At 74.7% G+C, this 17,279-nt stretch carries 14 protein-coding genes; 6 read left to right on the top strand and 8 right to left on the bottom strand.

Annotated features, from left to right (window positions below):
• Nucleotides 1–62 precede the first annotated feature (62 nt).
• The 4 genes from ACWGJO_RS16015 to ACWGJO_RS16000 all read right to left on the bottom strand — a co-directional run bounded on the left by ACWGJO_RS16015 (nucleotide 63) and on the right by ACWGJO_RS16000 (nucleotide 5,326).
• Nucleotides 63–821: a S1 family peptidase gene (locus ACWGJO_RS16015; protein WP_452184221.1), complete on the bottom strand. Its 759-nt coding sequence runs from the start codon at nucleotides 819–821 to the stop codon at nucleotides 63–65.
• Between the two features lie 448 nt (nucleotides 822–1,269).
• Nucleotides 1,270–2,310: an endonuclease/exonuclease/phosphatase family protein gene (locus ACWGJO_RS16010; RefSeq protein ID WP_452184219.1), complete on the bottom strand. Its 1,041-nt coding sequence runs from the start codon at nucleotides 2,308–2,310 to the stop codon at nucleotides 1,270–1,272.
• A 161-nt stretch (nucleotides 2,311–2,471) separates the two neighbouring features.
• The gene (locus ACWGJO_RS16005; protein WP_452184217.1) at nucleotides 2,472–4,265 is read right to left on the bottom strand and encodes a vWA domain-containing protein; all 1,794 of its coding nucleotides are present in this window, start codon (nucleotides 4,263–4,265) and stop codon (nucleotides 2,472–2,474) included.
• Complete coding sequence (locus ACWGJO_RS16000) at nucleotides 4,262–5,326, bottom strand: ATP-binding protein (protein WP_452184215.1); 1,065 nt, start codon at nucleotides 5,324–5,326, stop codon at nucleotides 4,262–4,264. Before ACWGJO_RS16000 ends, ACWGJO_RS16005 begins: the two co-directional genes overlap by 4 nt.
• Before the next feature lie 224 nt (nucleotides 5,327–5,550).
• Here ACWGJO_RS16000 and ACWGJO_RS15995 point away from each other — a divergent pair, with 224 nt between their 5' ends.
• Entirely contained in the window at nucleotides 5,551–7,374 is a 1,824-nt protein-coding gene (locus ACWGJO_RS15995; protein ID WP_452184295.1) for a hydroxysqualene dehydroxylase, read from the top strand.
• Between the two features lie 218 nt (nucleotides 7,375–7,592).
• Nucleotides 7,593–9,773 carry an SdrD B-like domain-containing protein gene (locus ACWGJO_RS15990; protein WP_452184213.1) on the top strand — a complete coding sequence of 727 codons (2,181 nt, stop codon included), beginning with the start codon at nucleotides 7,593–7,595 and terminating at the stop codon, nucleotides 9,771–9,773.
• A 177-nt stretch (nucleotides 9,774–9,950) separates the two neighbouring features.
• Here ACWGJO_RS15990 and ACWGJO_RS15985 read toward each other — a convergent pair whose 3' ends face one another.
• The gene (locus ACWGJO_RS15985; protein WP_452184211.1) at nucleotides 9,951–10,325 is read right to left on the bottom strand and encodes an aggregation-promoting factor C-terminal-like domain-containing protein; all 375 of its coding nucleotides are present in this window, start codon (nucleotides 10,323–10,325) and stop codon (nucleotides 9,951–9,953) included.
• 573 nt (nucleotides 10,326–10,898) lie between these two features.
• Between ACWGJO_RS15985 and ACWGJO_RS15980 the strand changes: the two genes are divergently transcribed.
• The gene (locus ACWGJO_RS15980) at nucleotides 10,899–12,329 is read left to right on the top strand and encodes an RICIN domain-containing protein (protein WP_452184209.1); all 1,431 of its coding nucleotides are present in this window, start codon (nucleotides 10,899–10,901) and stop codon (nucleotides 12,327–12,329) included.
• 25 nt (nucleotides 12,330–12,354) lie between these two features.
• On the opposite strand, the gene ACWGJO_RS15975 is transcribed toward ACWGJO_RS15980, so the two are convergent.
• Nucleotides 12,355–12,855: a hypothetical protein gene (locus ACWGJO_RS15975; RefSeq protein WP_452184207.1), complete on the bottom strand. Its 501-nt coding sequence runs from the start codon at nucleotides 12,853–12,855 to the stop codon at nucleotides 12,355–12,357.
• Between the two features lie 205 nt (nucleotides 12,856–13,060).
• On the opposite strand from ACWGJO_RS15975, the gene ACWGJO_RS15970 reads away from it, so the two are divergent.
• Both ACWGJO_RS15970 and ACWGJO_RS15965 read left to right on the top strand, forming a co-directional pair.
• A complete protein-coding gene (locus ACWGJO_RS15970; RefSeq protein ID WP_452184205.1) occupies nucleotides 13,061–13,654 on the top strand; it encodes a transglutaminase-like domain-containing protein in 594 nt (197 codons plus the stop codon).
• A gap of 457 nt (nucleotides 13,655–14,111) precedes the next feature.
• Nucleotides 14,112–14,357: a hypothetical protein gene (locus ACWGJO_RS15965; RefSeq protein WP_452184203.1), complete on the top strand. Its 246-nt coding sequence runs from the start codon at nucleotides 14,112–14,114 to the stop codon at nucleotides 14,355–14,357.
• 209 nt (nucleotides 14,358–14,566) lie between these two features.
• On the opposite strand, the gene ACWGJO_RS15960 is transcribed toward ACWGJO_RS15965, so the two are convergent.
• Nucleotides 14,567–14,929 carry a hypothetical protein gene (locus tag ACWGJO_RS15960; protein WP_452184202.1) on the bottom strand — a complete coding sequence of 121 codons (363 nt, stop codon included), beginning with the start codon at nucleotides 14,927–14,929 and terminating at the stop codon, nucleotides 14,567–14,569.
• 206 nt (nucleotides 14,930–15,135) lie between these two features.
• Nucleotides 15,136–15,348, bottom strand: a complete 213-nt coding sequence (locus ACWGJO_RS15955; RefSeq protein WP_380552140.1) for a hypothetical protein — start codon at nucleotides 15,346–15,348, stop codon at nucleotides 15,136–15,138.
• A 311-nt stretch (nucleotides 15,349–15,659) separates the two neighbouring features.
• Here ACWGJO_RS15955 and ACWGJO_RS15950 point away from each other — a divergent pair, with 311 nt between their 5' ends.
• Nucleotides 15,660–17,141: a purine-cytosine permease family protein gene (locus tag ACWGJO_RS15950; protein WP_452184200.1), complete on the top strand. Its 1,482-nt coding sequence runs from the start codon at nucleotides 15,660–15,662 to the stop codon at nucleotides 17,139–17,141.
• Nucleotides 17,142–17,279: the final 138 nt, after the last annotated feature.

Here is a 17,279-nt window from a genome sequence, read left to right as displayed (position 1 = left end):
CCGGAGGAGGAGGAGGACGTCGAAGCCCTCGGCCGGCGAGGCGCTGCCCGATGGGCCACCGGCTAGGACAGCAGCTGCGCGGGGACGTCGGTGGCCCGGGTGAACACCGAGACCGGGTACTGGGTGTCGCAGTACTTGTTGCCGGTGGAGACCACGCCGATCACCACGCCGCCGGCCACCAGCGGCCCGCCCGAGTCCCCCTTGCAGACGCTGTCCGTCGTGCCGGCCCGCGGCAGGCCGCAGACCTTGAGCAGCGGCGAGTCGTCGGGCGAGGTGTACGGGTCGCAGGAGGCCGGCGGAGCCAGCGTCAGCTGCGCCTGCTTGAGGTGGGTGCCGGGCTGCCCGTCCGAGCCGGTGCGCCCGAACCCCAGCAGTGTGGCCGGGCGGCCGTACCGGTAGAGCGCCTCGTCCCCCTGCCGCGCCACCCGGACCGGTGCCTGCGGCAACGGACGGTCCAGGGTGAGGACGGCGGAGTCGTGGTCCAGGCCGGCGGTGTAGCGCGGGTCCACCCGGTAGCCCTTCACCCGGCGGACCTGGCCGCCGGAGCCGGTCAGGTCGGTCCGCCCGGCGATCACCCGCAGTGAGGTCGGGTCGGTCGCCTCGGCGACGCAGTGGCCCGCGGTGAGCACCTTGGTCGGCGCGATCAGCGCGCCGGTGCACCACTGCTCGCCCGTGGCGGTCTCCAGGGCCACGACGAACGGGTGGGACCTGGTCGTGGTGTCCGCTCCGCCGTGGACGGCGGCGGCCGGGACGGCCCCGGCGGCCAGCAGTCCGGCGGTGGCCAGCAGGACGGCGATCGGGCGGCGGTTCGAGGTGCGCATGGCAGGGCTTCCTTCTGGGTCGGGTGGTGCGTGGCGGGAGGCGTTCGGCGTGCTGGGGGCGTTCGGCCCGGCGGCGGGCGGACGGCGCGGGCCGTCGCCTCCGTGGAGGCCCGGCGGGTCGGGCGACCCCTCGGGCTCGGTGCCGTTCGCCGCCGGAGCACAGACTGCCCCGGGATCCGTCCCGCCCGCCACCACTGCCCGGCGGTTCGGGACGCTGGAACGGTGAAACCCGCCGTGACCTGCGCTTTTGTTGCCCCCTGGAACGTCGCGGCGGGACGAGGGAGCCCCTGGAACAGGCCTGGGGAACGACGAGGCGCACCGGCGCCGGTTCGCCGTCCCTCCGTCACCGCGGCCGGGTGGTCACCCACGTGACGGGACGGGGCGGCCCGGTGAGGGGCCGGGGACGGTGCGGGAGCCGTCCCCGGCCCGTCGCGTTCGGGTTCCGCGTTCAGCGCAGGACGGCGAGTTCGGCCACCACGGCGCGGTGGTCGCTGCGCGACAGGGAGTGCTCGGAGACGTCGACGGCGGTCAGCGCGGGCCCGTGCAGGACGTGGTCGATCTGGATCGCGGCCGGGACCGGGTAGTCGGGGTGGTCCTGGGGCCAGGTCGGGTGGAGGCCCGCGCCGAGTTCCTCGTGGGTGTCGGTCAGGCCGGTGCCGATCAGGTCGCGCATCGGCTTGTGGTCGAGGGTGGCGTTGAAGTCCCCCAGCAGGACCGCGTTGCGGGTGCGCCCGGGCGCGGCGGCGCGCAGGTCGTGCAGTCCCTCGGCCCAGCGGCGGGCGTCGCCGAGCGGGTAGTAGGTGTGCACGGCGACCAGCTGCACCGGACGGCCGCCGACGTCGACGGTCAGGTTGGTGGTCGGCCAGGCCGGGTCGGCGGCGGAGCTGACGGGCAGCCGGGTGTAGAGCGCGGTGTCGGTGCCGGCCGGCCGCTCGCGGTGCGGCAGCAGGGCGCGGATGCCGGCCGCGTCCAGCGCGTCGGCGGCGGAGTCGCTCTGCTCCTCGACCGCGAGCACGTCGATCCGCTGGTCGCGCACCAGGTCGACCAGGGACTTCGGCGAGACCTGCCCCATGAAGTTGTTGCTGGTCGCCACCCGCAGCCGGGGCGCGTCGGCCGGGGCGTCGGCCCCGCCCGGGACGAGCCGGGGTATCAGCCACCACAGTTGCAGCACCACCAGCGCCGCCGCGACCCCGGTCAGCCACCGCCCGCGCAGCACCGCCACCGCCACCAGCAGCAGCACGCTGAGCAGCGCCGCGTACGGCAGCCCGGCCATCGGCAGGGCCCACACCGTGCCGTCGTCCCATCCGAGGACCCGCACCACCGCGAGCACGGCCGGGCCCAGCAGCAGCACCCCGCACCCGATCAGCGCGGCGCGACGCCAAGGGCCCCTGCCGGCGGGCGACGCGCTCTTCGCCGCGCTCTTCGCCGCGCTCTTCGCCGCGCTCTTCGCCGCCCTTTTCCGCGTGCTCTTCGCCGTACGGTCCGTCACGGTGCTCCTTCCGGGGGACGGCCGACAGCCTTGATCATCGGCCACCGTCGAGATGGACGGACGCCCGTGCCCGGGGCCCGGTTCCGCGCCACCGGCCGGGGCCGGGAGCGGGACGTCGGTGCCCGGCGGGGGCCGCGTCCCCGACCTCACGGGACGGAGCATCAGCTCATCCGGAAGACCGGCCCGCGCGGGGTGAACGGGAGTGCGGCACCGCGCGGGACGAGGAAGGCGTGCTCGCGGCGCAGCCGCAGGACGTCGCACTCGCCGTCGGTGATCACCAGGACGGGTGCCCCGGGCGGGAAGTCCTCGGCCCGTTCCAGCAGGTCGATGCCCGGCTGGAGGACGGTGCCGCCGCGCCCGTGCACCCGCAGGCGCCCGGCGATCTCCTCGACCGGGAGGTATCCGGCGTCGTGCGGGGCGGCGTCGCAGTGCACCACCCGGGCGGCCGGGACGTCCCGGGCGGCGGCGTAGGAGGCGATCGCGCCGAGCGCCTTGCCGAGCAGCGCCCGGTCCATCGAGCCCGAGGTGTCCAGGACGACCCCGAAGGTGCAGCGTGGCACCTCCTCCTCGGGGCGGTGGCGGCCGGCCCGGGGGATGTCCGGGGTGGCGGACTGCCGGCGGGCGGGGCGGGAGTAGCTGCGCACCGGTTCCGGGCTCGGCACGAACTCGTCGAACCAGCGGGCCAGTCGGGCGTCCCAGGGCAGTGGGGGGTGGGCGAGTGCGCGGATCTCCTCGACCAGCCCGGCCGGGAGCAGGCCGCGTTCGCGCCGGTGCAGTTCGAGGCCCTGCTGAAGTCCGCGGCGGTAGAAGTCGTCGAGGTCGACGTAGTCCCGGGGCGCTCCCAGCGGTTCGCCGAGGACGTCCGGGCGGTTCTTCCCGGCCAGGGTGGCGAGGCGGCGGATGCGGCGCTGGTCGCGGGCGATCCGGTCGTACACCTCCTCGGCCGACAGGCCGTTCAGCTGCGGGTCGTGCAGCAGCCCGTCGGGCATCTCGCCGACACCCATCTCCAGCAGCCAGCCGTTGATGACGTAGTCGGCGGCGACGTTGAACAGGAACGGGTCCCGTCCGCCGCGGCGCTCGCCGTGCCGCAGGGCGGCGTGCAGGATCTCGTGGCCGAGGACGAACCGCCACTCCTCGTCGGCGTGGTGGCGCAGCGGGTTGACGTAGATCTCGCCGGCCTCGGCGTTGACGGCGGCGACGGCGATGTCGTGGGCGCGGGCGAGTTCGGCGTCGGCCACGACGGTGAGGCCGGCCGCGATGCCGCCGAGCAGGGGGTAGGAGGAGACGAACCAGTTGAGTGCCCTGTTCCAGGGCCGTTCGGGCAGGCGTTCGCCGGTCTCGGTGTCGATCCGGCCGCCGGCCCGGTCCATCGCGGCGGACATGGTGCGGGTGAGCGCGGCGGCGAAGGCCGTGGGCCAGTCCTCGCGGGCCTGGCCGTGGCCGCGCCATTCGACCAGCAGTTGGTCGCGTTCGGCGGTGCCGGCCGTCCCGGCGGCGTCGGGCGGGGGCAGGCCGTCGCGGCGCCAGCGGTCGGCCAGCTCCTCCTCGTCGCCGCCCGGGTACTCCTGCGGGAGGACGACCGGGGCGCGGCCGACCGGGAAGGTGGCGAGGAAGCGGTTGACCACCGCGCAGCGGGCGGCGGCCTGGTGGGTGTCGGGCTGGGTCCGGGGGCCGCGGGCGCCCGGGAGGTGGCCGAAGCCGAGATGCAGCAGGCAGTGCGCCAGCACCCAGGCCCATTCCTCGGGTTCGGCCCGGCGGCGCGGGTTGACGTGCAGGGTGCCGTTGGAATCGGCCACCGCCCAGCCGTTCGGCGGGGCGGTGGTGCAGGTCTCGGTGCGGCAGACGCCGGCGCGCAGGGCGGCGAGGGCCGGGTTGCGGCGGAGCAGTCGGAGGCCCTCGGCGAAGGCCTCGGCGCCCGGGTCCGGCTTCTTCCGGTCGGCCGGGGCGTGCTTCACCGGCGGGCCTCGACCAGGCGGGGCATGTCCCGGGCGGCCTCGATCAGGAACCAGGCGGGCAGCACCGGGTTGCCGTCCGAGCCGTCGGCGATCACCGTCTGGGCGACCTCCACCGAGATCTCGGCCAGCTGCACCAGCAGCGACTTGGCCCGGAAGGCGGTCTGCCGTTGCGCCCCGGAGGCGTGCTCCTTGCGGGCGGGCAGTTCCTTGACCAGCCGGCCGCGGAAGGCGTCGGCCAGGTAGTAGAGCAGGTCGCGGTCCTCCAGCCGGTGCGGCCAGCGGGCGTCGCCCTTGAGGATCGCCTCCAGGCCGTAGGAGTTGCGGACGATCTTCGCGTAGCCGCAGAAGGCGACCGCGTGCTGCGCGGTGAGCAGCCCGTGGGCGACGACCTTGAGGGTCTCCTCGTCGAGGGTGGGGCCGAAGGAGTGCAGCGCGTCGGAGAGCATGTGCCAGGCGCGCGGTGTGGAGAACGGCTCCTCGGTCTTGGGCGGGGCGGACCACAGGTGGTCGGGCCGGTCGGTGAGGTGGTCGACGATCCAGGGGTGGATGCCGGCGCCGGCCGCCCAGCGCAGCCAGTCCTCGGCGCTGGCCCGCAGATGGACGTGGACCATGCGGTTGACCAGCGCGGATGCCATCGGGCGGGCGAGCGCGCCGTCGGTGGCGCGGTTCCCTGCCCCGATCACGATCGAACCGGGCGGCAGCTCGTACGAGCCGATCCTGCGGTCCAGGATCAGCGAGTAGAAGGCCTTCTGGACGTCCGGCGAGGCCGCGTTGAGTTCGTCCAGGAACAGGCAGTACGGCTGGTCGCGGGCGATCTGCTCGGGCGGGCAGAATCGGGAGCGGCCCTCGGGGGTGAGCTGCGGGACGCCGATCAGGTCCTCCGGGGCGAGCTGGGTGCCGACCAGGCTCACGCACTCCAGGCCGAGCGACTCGGCGAACGCCCTGACCAGGGAGGACTTTCCGATCCCGGGGGCGCCCCAGAGGAACACCGGGCGGACGGTGGCCAGGCCGAGCAGCAGCTCGGGGATCTGGGCGGGCGAGACGCTGACTGCTCCCTGCACGGGGCTCCTTCGCGACAACGGTGCGTGACCGGCCCAGTGTGCGGGGGGAGTCGGCCGGGCGCACCTGGATTTCGGCGGGCCCGGCGGGCCGTACGGGCCGCCGGCCCGGGGTGTGGACGCGGGGCGCGCGGTGGGTGACCGGTGCCGGGCCCGGTCGTTGCACACCCGGGGGTCGTCCTCGCCGCTCGGGCGACCAGGAGGGTGGAGGTGTGCGCGTCGTGAAGTTGGGCGAGGGCTCGCGGGAGGCTGCGGCGAGAGGTCGGACGAGACGTCAGTTCCTGTCCGGTGCCGCCTCGTTGGGAGGCGCTCTGGCCGTCGGCCCGGTGGCGGGCGCGCTCCCGCGGGAAACGGGCGCCGGTGCCCGCGGTGGCCCGGGGCGGACCGTGGCGGTCCTCGGCGGCGGGGTCTCCGGGCTGAGCGCGGCGCACGAACTGGCCGAGCGCGGCTACCGGGTGACGGTGTACGAGTACTACGACGCGCTCGGCGGCAAGGCCCGCAGCATGGACGTGCCGGGCAGCGCGGCCGGTGGCCGTCGGGCGCTGCCGGGCGAGCACGGCTTCCGCTTCTTCCCCGGCTTCTACCGCAACCTGCCGGACACCCTGCGCCGCATCCCGTGCGCCGGCAACCCCGGTGGCGTCCACGACAACCTGCGCGACGCCACCCAGGCGCTGCTGGCCTTCGACGCCCCGCGCCCGGGACTGCTCCTCCCGTTCCGGTCCCTCGCCCGCCCGCTCGACCTGGGCGACCTCGCCCCGGACGCCCTGCGCCGGACCCTGGCCGGCGCGCTGGACGAGGTGCTGCACCTGCCCGCCGGCGAGCTCGCCTACTTCGTGGACCGGCTCCTGGTCCACCTGACCAGCTGCGACGTGCGCCGCGAGGAGCAGTGGGAGCGGGTGCCGTGGTGGGACTTCATCAGGGCGGGGCGGATGTCCCACGACTACCAGCGCCTCCTCGGGGTCGGCCTGACCCGGGACCTGGTCGCGACCCGGGCCGAGCGGGCCAGCACCCGTACGGTGGCCCGCACGGTCGTCGAGGCCTTCCTGCTGAACGGGCTGCTCGGGCGCGGCGGCGACGGGCAGCCCGACCGGGTGCTCAACGGCCCCACCAGCGAGGCCCGGATCGACCCGTGGGCGGCCCATCTGGCCTCGCTGGGCGTCGAGTTCCGCACCGGGACCGAGGTCCGGGAGGTGCTGTACGCCGAGGGCCGGATCACCGGGGTCCAGGTGGCGCCGGCCGGCGGCGGCGCCCCCGGGACGGTGCGGGCGGACTACTACCTGAGCGCGCTGCCGGTCGAGCACGCCCGCGCCACCTGGGGCCCGGGGCTGCGCGCCGCCGATCCCCGGCTGGCGCGCTGCGACGCGATCGGCACGGACTGGATGACGGGCATCCAGTTCTACCAGCGCCGCCCGGTACGGCTGGTGCACGGCCACGCCGTCTGCCTGGACTCCCCGTGGTCGCTCACCGCGGTCGGCCAGGCGCAGTTCTGGGACCGGGACTTCGCGGCCGCGTACGGCGACGGTACGGTGCGCGACTGCCTCTCGGTCTGCGTCTCGGAGTGGGACCGGCCCGGGATCCTGTACGGCCGGACGGCCAAGGAGTGCACCCGCGAGGAGGTGGCCCGCGAGGTCTGGGCGCAGTGCCGGCGGGCCTTCGAGCGGCCGGGCGGCGGGTGGCCGGCGGACGCGGATGTGCACGGGTGGTTCCTCGACCCGGCCGTCACCGGTCTGGGCGGGCCGGCGCCGGCCAACCGCGAGCAGCTGCTGGTCCACCCGGCCGGAACGCTGTACGACCGGCCCTGCGCCGCGACCGCGGTGGGCAATTTCTTCCTGGCCGGCGACTACGTCCGCACCGACGTCGACCTGGCGACCATGGAGGGCGCCAACGAGTCCGCGCGGCGCGCCGTCAACGCCCTGCTGGACGCGGACGGTTCGAGCGCCGGTCGCTGCCGGGTCCGGGGGCTCTTCCGGCCCCCGGAGCTGGAGCCGCTCAAGCTGGTCGACGAGGCCCGCTACCGCCTCGGCCTGCCGAACACCTTCGACCTCGGGTGACCCGCCGCACTCCCCCGGCGACACGACCACCCCGCCACCTCGGGTCGCATGCGAACTCACGGAGCGGTATCCGAACTTGATGCGATTTCCGGCTCGTTCCGCGTCACACGCACCGGTGAACGTACCCCGAAACGGGGACGTACACGACCGGTTGCGGCTCTCCTGGGGGCCCTGTCGGGATCGGGCGTCCGCCCGCCGATCATGAGAGTGGGGCCCAGGTGGGGACGAGAGGACGAAGGACGTGGGTCGCGCGGGCCGCGGTGCTCGCCGTCGCGCTGACCGGCAGCGGGCTGCTGACGGCACCGCCGGCGTTCCCGCAGGGCGCGGACGGGGCGGTGACGGTCCGGGTGGTCCGGGCCGTGGACGCCTCGGGCGCGTGGACGCCCGCGCTGGAGCCGGGGCTGGCGGGTGTGCGGGTGACGCTCACCGGCGGGGACCGGGTTCGTGTCGAGGGCACCACGGCGGCCGACGGGACGGTGACGCTGGCACCGCCGCCGCACCGGGACCACGGCGGCAAGTACCGGGTGCGGGTGGTGAATCCGAAGCCGGGCGTGCTGTTCCCCGCCTTCGCCTCGCGGCAGGGGCTGGGCGGCGCGCCGAACCTGTTGAGCTCCAACGAGGAGTTCGTCGACCTCTCCGACGGCGGGAACGTCTCGTACACCACCGGGCTGTGGAGCCCCGGCGACTACTGCCAGAAGAACGCCCCCCTGGTGACGACCTGCCAGAACACCACGTGGGGAGGCGGTGCGCAGCGCACGCTGGTGTCGTTCCCGTACGGTGCGCGCGGCCAGGACGGCGTGGACGTGAACGTGACGGACATCGCCACCGACGCGCAGACCGGCACCCTGTTCGGCATCGCGTGGAACCGGGCCGACCGGCGGGTGTTCTCCTCGGCGGCGGCCAAGCGCACCACGGGCTACGGCCCGGGCGGCCCCGGCGGGATCTACGTGACCGACCTGGCGCGGAACAGCACCACGCTGTTCACCACCGTCCCGGACGCCGGGGGCACCGCGCACGGGCCGGGCGCGGACGACGCGTTCCTGGCGGTGCCGGGCAAGGAGAGCCTCGGCGGGCTCAAGGTGACGGACGACGGCAGGGATCTGTTCGTCGTCAACCTCAACGACCGTCGGCTGTACCGCTACGACGCGACCGCGGCGACCGCGGCGGCTCCGAAGGCCGTCTACCCCGTCCCGGAACCGGGCTGTGCCTCGGCGGCGGACTGGCGCCCCTTCGGTCTGGGCCTGCAGGACGGGACCGGCTACCTCGGCGGCGTCTGCTCGGGCGAGTCGACGGGCGCGGTGTCGGACCTGCGGGCGGTCGTGCTGCCCTTCGACCCGGCCACCGGCCGGTTCGGGCCGGCCGTGCTGGACCAGCCGCTGGACTACCCGCGCCAGTCGACCGTCGGCGCGGGCCCGTGCGACGGCGCGGGCTGGTTCCCGTGGACGGACACCTACCCGACCGCGCAGAACGGCCAGGCCTGCTCCGGCTACCGCGCCCAGCCGGAGCCGGAGCTGGGCGAGGTCGGCTTCGAGGCGGACGGCTCGATGCTGCTGGCCTTCCGCGACCGCCTCGCCGACCGGGCGACGGGCCAGGCGGCGGCGGGCGCCGCGGTCGGCGAGGTGCTGTCGGGCGGCGACCTGAACAAGGCCTGCCCGGCGAACGGCACCTACGTGCTGGACACCAACAACGGCTGCGGTCTCTCGCCCCGGGGCACCCGCTTCTTCGACACCAGCCGGATGGGCTTCCACCACAACGCGGCCTACGCCGGCATGGCGCTGTCCAAGGTCGAGACCACCATCGGGACCTCCGGGTTCGACCCCAACGACACGGCCTTCGGCTACGGCACGGCCTTCGTCCAGCGGGCGGACGGCCGGCAGGACCCGAGGGTCGGGCTGCGGCTCAACCCGGCGAACGTCCCCGCGCCGTTCGGCAAGGGCGCCTCGATGGGCGACCTGGAGGTGCTCTGCGACCGGGCGCCGCTGCAGATCGGCAACCGGGTCTGGTACGACCCCGAGCGCACGGGCCTCCAGGAGCCGGGCCAGCTCCCCGCGGCGGGCGTCACCGTCCACCTGTACGACGGGGCGGGCCGGCTGGTCGGCACGACGGGGACGACGGCGCGCGGCGAGTACTACTTCGACGACTCGAACGTGGACGGCGGCCTCCGGCCGCACACCGGGTACACGATCCGGCTGGACAACCCGTCCGACTACGCCGAGGGCGGTCCGCTGTACCGGTGGGCGCCCACCAGGCACGACGTCGGTGAGGACCCCTTCGTCAACTCCAAGGGCGTCGTCCCGCCGGGGGGAAGGTATCCCGAGCGGGCGCTGACCACCGGCGGGCCGGGCGAGAACGACCACACCCTCGACTTCGGTTTCCGGCGCTGCGGGTGCGGCCACTGACGCGGGTCGGGCACGACCGGGGCAGCTGGGGGCCGGTTCTTCCGGTCGGTGGGTGCGGGGGGCGTGAAACGGGCACGAGGGCCCGCGTCCGCGCGGGATGCGCGGGCGCGGGCCCTCGTGGGTCACTCCGGTGGTCCCTGTCCGGCCCCCGGGGTGAGGGGAAGCCGGTGTGTCGGCTTAGTACCAGTGGTGGGACTGCCAGAAGTTCCAGGCGGCGTTCGGGCTGCCGTAGCGGGTGTTCATGTAGTCCAGCGCCCACTTGATCTGGGTGGAGGGGTTGGTCTTCCAGTCCGCGCCGGCCGAGGCCATCTTGGAGGCCGGCAGTGCCTGGCCCAGTCCGTAGGAGCCGGAGCTCGGGTTGGTCGCGGTCACGTTCCAGCCCGACTCGTGGGCGATGATCTGGCTGAACGAGGCCAGCTGGTCCGCCGGGACGATCTGGGCGGCGATGGCCTGCGGGGAGGCCTCGGCGGCGGAGGCGACGGCGGGGACCACGGCGGCACCCAGGGCGGTCACACCGGCGGCGCCGGCGAGAATAGCGGCAGAGGTACGCATACGGAGCTTGAAAGCGGGCATGTAGAGCAAGACCTCGTTCGGGTTGGGCCGGTGTCACGCCCCGTGTCGACCGTGGCCGGACAGGGGCCGAACGGTCGCGGGGTGTGGCGCGGCGGGAAGCCGTCCACCGGCGGGACAGGAGCCGGTGTGGCTGGCGACGAATGCCAAGTTGCCAGACCGGATCGGCCCCCGCCAAGACCCCCTCGCTACGATCCGCCGTCGTAGCCACGCGCCCGGCTCCGATTCCAAGGAACCGCCGCCCCGCACGCCTCGACCCCTCCCCGCCTGCACGGACACCCCCGCCCCGCGGCAGAAGACGGGCATAACGGACACTGCTAGCCGTCGTCGTTCATTGCATCCGTGTGTGAGCGCCCTCACCGCCCCGGGTTCGGCGGCATCGCTGACGGGCCCGCCGCCGTCACACCGGGTCACCACCGACCGGCCGCCACTGAGACCCCCGCCACACCCCGCAGACGTGCCCCCGCCGGTCCGTGCGTTGACGGATGATGCGTGGTGCTGCCGGGAGCATCCCGGCCCGGTGCCCCGCGGCACCGAGGCACCGAGGGGGAGATTGTGCGATTCACCGGCCGGGTCTCCGGCGTCCTGTCGACCGTCCTGCTGGCAGCGGGCGTCGTGGCCGCCCCGCAGGCCGGCGCGGCGCCCGCCGCACCGTGCTCGGGCGGCCGGGTGCTGGACGTGGTCGCCCACCACGACGACGACCTGCTCTTCCTGACCCCCGACCTGATCCACGACCTGGCGAACCCCGACGTCTGCGTGCGGACCCTGTTCCTGGTCGGCTCGTACTACAGCCGGGACGACGTCGCGGCGCATCCCACGGACGCCGACAAGTACGCCTACATGGAAAGCCGTGAGGCCGGCGACCGCGAGGCCTACCGGGCGGCCGCCGGCATCCCCGGCGACTGGCAGCACGCGCCCTACTCGGCGGCGGGCGTGCGGGCGACGACCTGGTCGCTGGGCGGCCGGATCTCCACGGTCGAGCTGCGCGTGCCCGACGCCGCCGCGTCCAACGACGCCGGCACGATGTTCAAGGGCCAGCTGTGGGCGCTGTACGCGGACGGCCGGGAGGCCTGGCCCGTCCCGGGCGCGGACACGCCGGTGCAGCAGCGGCTGAGCCGCGAGCAGGTCCTCGCCTTCGTCCAGGGCGTCATCGACGACTACGGGCCGACCGTGATCAACACCGAGGATCCGTCGGCGGACCACCAGCGGAGCTCCATGGACGGGAACTTCCACCCCGACCACGTCGCGACGACCAGGCTGCTGCTCGGCGCCCTGAACCGTCGCGGCGGGACCTGGCCGCGCACGACCTACTACCGGGACTACCTGGCCCGGGAGTCGGCCCCCAACCTGGACGGCCCGGCGCAGGCCCGCAAGCAGCAGGTCTTCGAGGCCTACTGCCCGTACGACGACGAGATCCACCGCGGCGGCTCCTGCCGACCGGACTACGCCGACTGGTACCGGCGCCAGTACTACGCCGACTCGACGTGGCGCGGCTCCTACCTCCTGCCCACGTCCTACGGCTTCGAGGACCCGAAGCTCGACCAGCGCTACCGCGTCGTGAACCGCTCCACCGGCCTCTACCTCGACGTCTCCGGCTCCTCGGTCGCCGACCAGGCACCCCTGCTCGGCTTCTCCCCCACCGGGAACCCCAACCAGGCCTTCACCTTCAGGGCCGCCCTGGGCGGCTGGAACCTGCGCCCGGTGCACAGCGACCAGTGCCTGGACGTGACCGGGTCGAGCACCACCGCCGGCACCCCCCTGATCCAGTTCCACTGCACCGCCGTCACCGTCGACCCCGCCGACGTGTCACGGATGTCCAGCCCCAACCAGGCCTTCCGCGTCCGCGGCGACCGCACCAGCGGCTACACCATCACCAACGCCAATTCCGGCCTCGCCCTCACCTCCCCCGCCCGGGCCGGAGGAGCGGTCACCCAGGCACCCGCCGCCGGCACCCCCGACCAGCTGTGGGACCTCGTCCCGGCCTGACCCGCGCCGTAGCGCCCCGGCCGGCTCATGCCCCGGCGCGGCACGACCCGGTGCAGCAGCAGGGCCGGGCCGAGGGCGCCGGTGGGGTGGTCGCGGACGGCTGGTGGTCGCCGTCGGTGAGGCGGTCGAGGCCGGCGGCCTCGCGGGCGCGGGCGGCGACCTCCCGTCGGTGGCGCTCACGGCCCAGGGCCCGCTGGAGTTCGGGGTCGTCGTCCGGGTCGTAGAGCGGGGAGGCGGTGGCGGCGACGTGGTTGTGGACGCGCTGCCATTCGTCGCGGGCGGTGGCCGCGTGGAGGGCGGCCTCCTCCTCCCCGGCACCGGTGTGCCGGTAGGCGGTGCGCTCGATCCTCCGGGCGGCGGCGAGGGCCTGGGCGATCGCGCGCGGGCCCGTCCCGGCGGCCCGGAGGCGGACCCGGTGCCGGACGTCGCCGAGCAGCCCCTGCTCCCGGTCGTCCGGCTCCCCCTGGGCGTGCGGATCGACGGGTGGAACGGCGGGGCCGGGTGCGGGGCGGGTGGTGTCGGTCATCGCGGGTGCCTTCCGGAGCGGAGATGCGGGGCGGGGACGAGCGGTGCCCGCGGGGGCGAGGCGGGGCCACGGCTGCCCGTACCCTGCCGTTCGCCCCGCCACCCGGGCAAGGCGGGCAGTGCGGCCCCGGGCCCTGTCCCCTGCCGCCTGTCCAGGGGGTGGAATTCCGCCCGCGGTGGACGGTGCGCCCGGCACCGTGGGCGGCATGATCCTGCAACCGGAGACCGACGACCTCGCCGCCTACCTCGGGGCGGACGAGGTGATCGACCATCAGCACCCGGAGCTGCGGCGGCTGGCCGCCGAGCTGGCCGCGCCGGAGGCCGCGTACCACCACGTCCGCGACCGGGTGGCGCACTCCGCGGACGCGGGCGCGTACAGCGGGGCGTTCCGCGCCTCCGAGGTGCTGGCCGCGCGCAACGCGATCTGCCACGGCAAGTCGAACCTGCTGGCCGCGCTGCTGCGGGCGCAGGGCGTGCCGACCGGCCTCTGCTACCAGCGGCTGGAGGACGGCGAGGGCGGATTCGTGCTGCACGCCCTCAACGCCGTGCACCTGGACGGCCGCTGGTCCCGCCTGGACGCCCGGGGCAACCGGGAGGGGGTCGACGCGCGGTACGACCTGGACCGGGAACGGCTGGCCTGGCCGGTCCGGCCGGAGCGGGGCGAGCGCGACTACCCCGGGGTCTTCGCCGCACCGCCGGCCGCGCTGGTCCGGGCGCTCGCCCGGGCGGTGCCCGGCCGATTCGGCTACGACCACCTGCCGTCCGAACTCCCGGGCGAGGCGTCGCCCGGCCCCGGGTGAGGCGCCCGAACGTCGTAGGCGCGGCAGGCGGCCGGTCGTCCGGGGATTCGCCCGTGGACGTTACGGGGCGCCGGCACGCGGCCCGGCGGCGTGCCCGTCCGCCGGCTGCGGGCCATGGTGTTCTTCCGCAGGAGGTACCGGAGCGGCTGCGGAGAAGGACGTCGCACGGTGTGGGTCGGCAGGTCCTCGGAGCTGGTGCGGCGGGCGTGGGCCGTGAACCGGCCGCTGGCCGTCACCGCCGTCCTGATGGCCCTGATGGCCCTGATGCCGGTCATCGCCCTGGTGGGCCTCGCCACCAGGCCGCGCGGGGTGTCCGCGCGCCACCGTGTCGCGCTGATGTGGATCGCCGCGCCGGCCTACCTGGGCCTGGTTCTCCTCCTCCTCTGGCAGGCGCTGCGCGCCCGGCCGCTCACCGCCCCCGACACGGCGGCCGTGGCCGCGTTGCTCGCTCTCGGCGTTGACCGGGCCCTTCCGCCGCGGTCCGGCGGACGCCGCCAGCTTCGGCGGCCCGCCGGCCGGACGGGGCACCGAGGACCTCTGCGAGGGCCACTTCGAGCTCCTCCGCGACGAGGAGCACCGGGCCGACCTGCTGACCTTCGGCGTCCCGGAAGGCTGGGGGCAGGTCTGGGAGGGCCTGGCCCGCGACGGCTGGATCGCGGCGATCGTCGCACCCGGCCCGGTGCCCACCAGCCCGTGGGACTGAGCGGTCCGGCCACCGCACCGGCGGTCCTGACGGAGGGATGTCAGTAGTCGCTGCTGGAGGTGGCCGCGCCGGACCCTTCGTACGGGCCGCCTCCGTACGGGCCGCTGTCGCTGCGGGCAACGGTTTCGCGGGCGGCGCGGCCGCCGAGCAGGGCGATCCGTGCGGTGGGGCGGCGCAGTGAACGCGTCGCCCCGCGCGAGCGGGGTGGGTCAGCCGGCTTCCGGTGCCGGGCCGGGGCGGGCGGTGCCCGCCATCACCTGGGCGTGCAGGCAGGCGCGGGCGTGCGACAGGGCCGCGGCGGCGGCGCGCAGGTGGTGGTTGACGACGGGGAGCAGGGTGCCGCGCAGGCGGTCGGCGGTGTGCAGTGCGGCGGCGGCCTGTCCCAGCAGCTCGCCGGCGCGGTGTATGGCCTGGCCGCGGTCGCTGGCGCGGTACTCCTCGGCGAGGGCTGCGGCGGCATGGGCGAGTTCGCCGACGCCGGGGTCTTCGACGGGTTCGGCGCCGAAGAACTCCAGCATGGACGCCAGTTCTGCCAGCCGGGCGTTGCGGCGCTTGTCCCACCAGGTGCTCACGTTGCGATCATGCACCACGACGCACCGCGATGTGGGGGGAACGGGTCAACTTCCCTGCGCGGGGGAGAATCCGGCCCGCCGGGGGTGGGTGACCGGCGGTTCCGGCCTCCGGGGGCGGCGCCGGGGGCGTACGCACGGTCGGGGCGCGCCCCCAGGACGGCGCACAGCGCCGGGCGGTGCGGGATCCCTCCGCCGCCCGCACCGGGTCAGTAGCCGTCGTAGGGCTGGCAGCCGGGGCAGACGTCGATCTGCACGCCGGGTGCGGGGCAGGGGTAGAACCAGCCCGCGAGAGCGGCCCGCTGGTGGATCAGCGGGCCGTCGGTCTCGGCCCTGCCGTCGTGGAAGACGGCACCGCACCCGTGGTCGCAGGTCATGGTGCCGATCGGGCGGGTGTCGGCCCCCGCGAACGTGACAGCCATCTCGGCCCCTCTCTCCCGGCCGCCAGTCTGCCGCCCCCGGCGGGCGGTGAACAGGCCGCGGCGGAAGCCGCGCCGCCGAGGTGGGCGCCGGGCGCCGGGGACGGCCCGGACGGCGGTGCGGGAGCGGCCGTCACAGCCCGTAGCGCCCGTGGCTCCGCCGCCGGGCCGCCGGACCGCCGGACCACTGGGTCGAACCCGTAACGAAGTGGACAAAGTAGGATGGCTGAACTCCCGCGCTACGCGCGAAGAGTTCCATAAATATTCCATTTGCCTGTTTCATTCTCCCGCTTCACACGCACGGAGCCACCCTCATGGACAACCTGTCCACCGTCGACGTCGACGGCGCGATAGAGACCCGCGGTATCGAACCCGTCCCGGACCACGAGCGCCGGGGCAGAGTCCGCGAGCTCTTCCCGACCTGGGTCGCGGCGAACATCAGCGTCCTGCTCCTCACCATGGGCGCGGCCCTGGTGGTGTTCAACCAGTTGAACTTCTGGCAGGTCCTGGTCGTCGCCGCGTGCGCCGCACTCGCCTCCTTCGGCATGGTCGGCGTGCTGTCGGTCTCCGGGAAGTGGGGCGGCGCCCCGGGCGCCACGCTCTCCCGGGCCACCTTCGGGGTGCGCGGCAACCTCTTCCCCGGCGCGATCCTCTGGGTCGCCCGGTTCGGCTGGGAGACGATCAACGCCGTCACCGGCGCCTACGCCGTGCTGACCGTCCTCGACCTGATGTTCGGCGTCAAGAGCAACACCGCGCTGATCGTCATCACGCTGTTCGCCTTCGTCGCCTGCACCTTCCTGGTCTCCGGCATGGGCCGCAAGGCGCTGAACGTCTGCAACACCTGGTCGACGTACCTCTTCGGCGTCTTCAGCGTCCTGGTCCTGGGCTACCTGATCGCGACCATGAACTGGAGCGAGGTCTTCTCCAAGCCCGCGGGCACCACCGCGATGATGATCGCCGGCATCGGGACCATCGCCGCCGGCGGCATCAGCTGGGTCCCCACCGGCCCGGACTTCGCCCGCTACCTGCCGCACTCCGCCTCCGGCCGGAAGATCGTCGGCGTGACGGTCTCCGGCGCCGGCCTGGTGATGGTGCCGATGGTGCTGATGGGCGCCGTGATGGCGGTGGCCTCGCCCGGCCTGGCGCAGGCCGCGGACCCGGTCTCCTTCCTCGGCGACCTGCTGCCGACCTGGCTGGCCGTGCCCTACCTGCTGACCGCGATCGTGGGCATGCTGCTGATCAACAGCCTCTCCATGTACTCGGCCGGCTTCACCGCGCAGACCATGGGCGTGAAGCTGCCGCGCGCCACGGCCGTCAGCATCAACGCCGTGATCTCGCTGGTCGGCGGCCTGCTGCTGATGCTGGTCGCCAAGAGCTTCCTGGGCTCCTTCATCACCTTCCTGATCCTGCTCGCCGTCTCCTTCTCGGCCTGGATCGGCGTCTACGCGGTGGACATGTTCCGCCGCCGGTCGCGTGCGGTGCGCTACGACACCGCCGCGCTGATGGACACCAGCAGGAACAGCCCCTACTGGTACAAGGCCGGCTTCTGCTGGCAGGCGATGGTCTCCTGGGTGCTCGCGCTGCTGATCGGGCTCGCCTTCACCAAGTGCGACTGGTTCGCCGGCCCGTTCTCCGGCACCTTCGTCGGCAAGTACGGGCTCGCCTGGGCGGCGACCATCGTGATCTCCGGCGCGATCATGGCCGTGCTCCCCGCGCCCCGGGAGAACACCCCCGCCGCCACCGCCGAGCAGCCCGCCGACGTCCCGGCGGAGCGCACCGAGCGGGTCACCGTCTGACCGCACGGCGCGAACCCCCGTACGCCCCGGACCGCCCGGGTGCCGGCTCCACCGAGCCGGCACCCGGGCGGGGAGGAGTTCGGTTCCGCAGGGACTTCCCGCACGTGCGCTGCCGAGACAGGGCGGCCGGGGGCCGGC

This window comes from Kitasatospora sp. NPDC054795, from assembly GCF_053611565.1.
This window is presented reverse-complemented; position numbering and strand designations above follow the sequence as displayed.